The following is a 4,563-nucleotide window of genomic DNA, read 5'->3' as shown; positions in this document are numbered from 1 at the left end:
AGCCCCGCCAGGTCGGCCGGCTCCGCGACCCGTCGCGCGCCGCGCACCCGCGCGGGTGCGGACGACGCCGGCCGTGCTGGTTCCTCCGGCCGATCCGGTCCTTCCGGTTCCGCTGGCGGTGCCGGTTCCGGCGGGGGAGGCACTCGGCGTGGGCCCGCCGAGCCGGGGCCCTACCGGCGCCCTCAGCGTCCGGATCCCACTGGTCCCCCCGCCGCTGGCTGAGCGGACGCGGAGGCGACCCGGCGAGCCCCGGCGGGCAAGCAGGGAAACGGGCCAGAGCCGCCAGGCCGGGTACGCGGGGAGCAGACGGGCATCGCGGGCCGGCCGCTCCGGGTGGCCGGTCGGTGTGCCATCGTGAGAGCCGATGCTGAAAAGTGTGCTGCTCGCCGGCGGCGGTACGGCCGGCCATGTCGAACCCGCGCTGGCGGTCGCCGACGCGCTGCGCGCGGCGGACCCGCGGATCCGGCTGACCCTGCTCGGCACCGAGACGGGCATGGAGGCGCGGGTCGTGCCCGCGCGCGGCTACGAGCTGGCGACCGTTCCGAAGGTCCCCCTGCCCCGGCGCCCGTCGACGCAACTGCTTACCGTTCCCGGCCGGCTCGCGGGCGCCATCTCCCGGGCGGCCGAGGTGCTCGCCGAGACCCGGGCGGACGTCGTCGTCGGTTTCGGGGGCTACGTCTCCGTGCCCGCCTACCTGGCGGCCCGCCGCCACGGGGTCCCGATCGTCGTCCACGAGGCCAACCCGCTGCCCGGGGTCGCCAACCGGCTCGGCGCGCGGCTGACGCCGTACGTCGCCATCTCCTACCCGGGAACGACGCTGCGGGGCGCGCGGCTCACAGGCATCCCGCTGCGCGAGGAGATCCTCACCCTCGACCGGTCGCCGGCCGCCGTGCGCGCCGCCAGGGCCCGCTACCGGCTCGACCCGTACCGCCCCACCCTGCTCGTGTTCGGTGGCTCGCAGGGCGCCCGCTCGCTCAACCAGGCGATGACGGGGGCCGCCCGGGCGCTCACCCAGTCCGGGGTGCAGGTGCTGCACGCCACCGGCCCGAAGAACTTCGACGAGGTGGCGGCGGCGCTGCCGTCGGGCCTGCCCGCCCCCTACGTGCTGGTGCCCTACCTGGACCACATCCCGTCGGCCTACGCCGCCGCGGACCTGGTGCTGAGCCGGTCCGGGGCGATGACCTGCGCGGAGCTCGCCGCGGTGGGCCTGCCGGCCGTCTACGTGCCGCTGCCGTTCGGCAACGGCGAGCAGCGGCGCAACGCGCTGCCGACCGTCGAGGCCGGTGGCGGCCTGCTCGTCGACGACGCGCAGCTGACGCCCGACTGGATCGCGCGCGAGGTGCTGCCGGTGGTCACGGTGCCGGAGCGGCTGGCGAAGATGAGCGCCGCCTGCGCCGGCATGGGCCACCCCGAGGCGGCGCGGACGATCGTCGCGATGATCCACGAGGCCGCCGCGTCCCGCCGCCGCGGCGGCGGCCGCCACGCCGCCCACTGACCGGCGCGACACGCAAACCGTGTCACCTGGACGCCTCTATGACGACGTCCAGGCAACACGCTCCGACGGTCCGGTGTGTAGGTGTGTTACCTGGACGTCCCTATAGAGGCGCTGGTCCGCCGCACTTCAGGTCGCGGCGGTGACGAGGGCCAGCAGGCGGGGGCCCAGCTCGGTGATCGTGCCGGCGCCGAGGGTCAGGAGCAGGACGTCATGGCCGGGCAGGTCGGCGGCGAGGCGTTCGGGCAGCTCGCCCCAGCCGACGTAGCTCGTCTCGGCGGGGGAGCGCACCCGCTTGGCGAGGTCCGTGGCGTGCAGGCCGAGGTCGTCGTGCTCCCTGGCGGCGTAGATGTCGGTGACGTAGAGCCGGTCGGCGTCGCCGAAGGAGACGGCGAAGTCGTCCAGCAGCGCCGCGAGCCGGCTGTAGGTGTGCGGCTGGATGACCGCCCAGACCTCCCGGCCGGCGGCCTTCTGCCGGGCGGCGGCGAGCGTCACGCGGATCTCGGTCGGGTGGTGGGCGTAGTCGTCGATCACCTCTACCGAGCCGCCGGCGCTCACCAGGTCGGCGGAGCCGACGTGCTGGAAGCGCCGGGCGGCGCCGGTGTAGCCGGCCAGCGCCGACAGCGCCGCCTCGACGGGCATTCCGAGCTCGCTGGTGACGGCGAGCACCGCGAGCGCGTTGAGGACCGTGTGCCGGCCCGGCAACGCCAGGCGCAGCGTGCCGACCGGCTCCCCGTCGCGCAGCACGGTGGCCCGCGTCACGACGGCCGGTGCGTCCCCGGGGATCCCGCTCAGCTCCTGGCTGCCCGCCGACCCACCGGTGGTGCCATCGACGGTCGTGACGTCCGCCGCGCGCCAGGTGAGGCCGTCGCCGAGGCCGTAGCGCACGACGCGTGGCCCGCCGCCCGGCTGTTCGGCGAGGGTGGAGAGCACGGCGGCCACCCCTGGGTCGTCGCCGCAGGCCACCAGCACGCCGCCTGGACGGATCCGGGCGGCGAAGGCGGTGAACACCGCCCGCACCGCCGCCTCGTCGGGAAACAGGTCCGGGTGCTCCCACTCGACGTTCGTGACCACGGCGAGCGCCGGGTCCAGTCCGCCGAACGCGCCGCCGTACTCGTCGGCCTCCAGCACGAACAGCTCGCCGGAACCGACCAGCGCGCCGCCGCCGCCGAGCTGCGGCACCTCGGCGCCGATCACCGCCGTGGGGTCGGCGCCCGCGGCGCGCAGCGCGAGGGTGAGCATCGCCGAGGTCGTGGTCTTGCCGTGCGAGCCGGCGACGGCGACGAGCTGGTAGCCGGCGGTCAGTTCGGGCAGCCAGTCGGAGCGGCGGCGCACCGGCACGCCGGCGGCCCGTGCGGCCGCGACCTCCGGATGGTCGTCGCCCAGGGCGCTGGAGGCCACGACGACGTCCACGCCGGCGAGCTCGGCGGCCAGTGCCGCCGGGCCGGGCGCGGCGCCGGTGCGCACCCGGGCGCCCAGGGCCCGCAGCGCCTCGACCCGGGCCGAGGGCTCCTGGTCGCTGCCGGAGACGAGGTGGCCACGGGCCAACGCGATCCGGGCCAGCGGGGCGAGGCCCGAGCCGCCGATGCCAAGGAAGTGCACGCGCGAACTCACGGCCGCCATCCTCCCCCACCGTGTGGCTGAGCAAGGCCTGGCATGCGCCGGCGGGACCCGCGGCCGGTCCGAATGGGCCCCCGGCCCAGGGCTGGTAAGGACACCTCGCCGGACTCCCGCCACCAGGCTGGTGAGGGGGGAGGAAGCGGACGGGTGGGGAGGCGAGGCGGGAGGCGGCTATGCCGGTGGAGGGTGTGACGAACGGGACGGCGAATTCCATCGCTTGACGCGCCGGGAGGTTCCTTGACCCATGCGGACGCCATGCCTACTGTCCAACCACAGTCGCAAGTTGACATAACTCTAACCGTCTAGTGGACGGTGAAGGTTGGAGCTCGGCGGCTAGTTCTCCGGTCTCGTCCCGGTGGCGCCGTCCCCACGGTCATGCCGCGCGAGCCGGGTTTTGTCCGCCCCACCGACGCCGCTGGAGGACCGACCCCGCAATGGCTGCCCCGCAGAACTACCTAGCGGTCATCAAGGTTGTCGGCATTGGCGGTGGCGGCGTCAACGCCGTGAACCGCATGATCGAGGTCGGTCTCAAGGGCGTCGAGTTCATCGCCATCAACACCGACGCGCAGGCGCTGCTGATGAGCGACGCCGACGTGAAGCTGGACGTCGGCCGCGAGCTGACCCGCGGCCTTGGCGCTGGCGCGGACCCCGAGGTCGGCCGGCAGGCGGCTGAGGACCACCGGGAGGAGATCGAGGAGGTCCTCAAGGGGGCCGACATGGTCTTCGTCACGGCGGGTGAGGGCGGTGGCACCGGCACCGGCGGGGCGCCGGTCGTGGCCAACGTCGCCCGCTCGCTGGGCGCGCTCACCATCGGTGTGGTCACCCGGCCGTTCACCTTCGAGGGCCGCCGCCGGGCGAACCAGGCCGACGCCGGTATCGACACGCTGCGCAACGAGGTCGACACCCTCATCGTCATCCCGAACGACCGGCTGCTGGCGATGACCGACCGCGACATCAGCGTGCTCGACGCGTTCCGCAGCGCCGACCAGGTCCTGCTCTCCGGTGTCCAGGGCATCACCGACCTGATCACCACGCCCGGCCTGATCAACCTCGACTTCGCCGACGTCAAGACGGTCATGTCGCACGCGGGCAGCGCGCTCATGGGCATCGGCCGCGCCCGCGGCGACGACCGGGCCACCGTCGCCGCCGAGCAGGCGATCGCCTCGCCGCTGCTCGAGGCCAGCATGGACGGCGCGCAGGGCGTGCTGCTCAACATCTCCGGCGGGTCCGACCTCGGCCTGTTCGAGATCAACGCCGCCGCCGAGCTGGTCGCCGACGCCGCCCACCCCGAGGCGAACATCATCTTCGGTGCCGTGATCGACGACGCGCTCGGCGACGAGGTGCGGGTCACCGTCATCGCCGCCGGCTTCGACACGGTGCCCGACCGGCGCGCGAAGGGCATCACGCAGCCGCGCTCCCGCCCCGTGCCGCCGGCGGTCGCCGCGGCGCCG

General features: G+C 74.8%; 3 protein-coding genes. 2 read left to right on the top strand and 1 reads right to left on the bottom strand.

All coding sequences use genetic code 11. From position 1 onward, the window contains the following. Positions 1 to 364 precede the first annotated feature (364 nt). Complete coding sequence (murG, locus tag FRCN3DRAFT_RS0227060; protein WP_007520547.1) at positions 365 to 1,495, top strand: undecaprenyldiphospho-muramoylpentapeptide beta-N-acetylglucosaminyltransferase; 1,131 nt, start codon at positions 365 to 367, stop codon at positions 1,493 to 1,495. 126 nt (positions 1,496 to 1,621) lie between these two features. On the opposite strand, the gene murC is transcribed toward murG, so the two are convergent. Beyond that, positions 1,622 to 3,115, bottom strand: coding sequence for a UDP-N-acetylmuramate--L-alanine ligase (gene murC / locus FRCN3DRAFT_RS0227055; RefSeq protein ID WP_035925257.1), 1,494 nt, complete (start codon positions 3,113 to 3,115; stop codon positions 1,622 to 1,624). A gap of 431 nt (positions 3,116 to 3,546) precedes the next feature. Here murC and ftsZ point away from each other — a divergent pair. Further along, a partial coding sequence (gene ftsZ, locus FRCN3DRAFT_RS46515) for a cell division protein FtsZ (RefSeq protein WP_007520543.1) occupies positions 3,547 to 4,563 on the top strand: 1,017 nt, incomplete at its 3' end.

It is taken from the genome of Pseudofrankia saprophytica (genome assembly GCF_000235425.2).
In the GTDB taxonomy this organism is placed as follows: domain Bacteria; phylum Actinomycetota; class Actinomycetes; order Frankiales; family Frankiaceae; genus Pseudofrankia; species Pseudofrankia saprophytica.
Note: the sequence above shows the minus strand (reverse complement) of the source record. Positions and strands in the feature narration are given on the sequence as shown.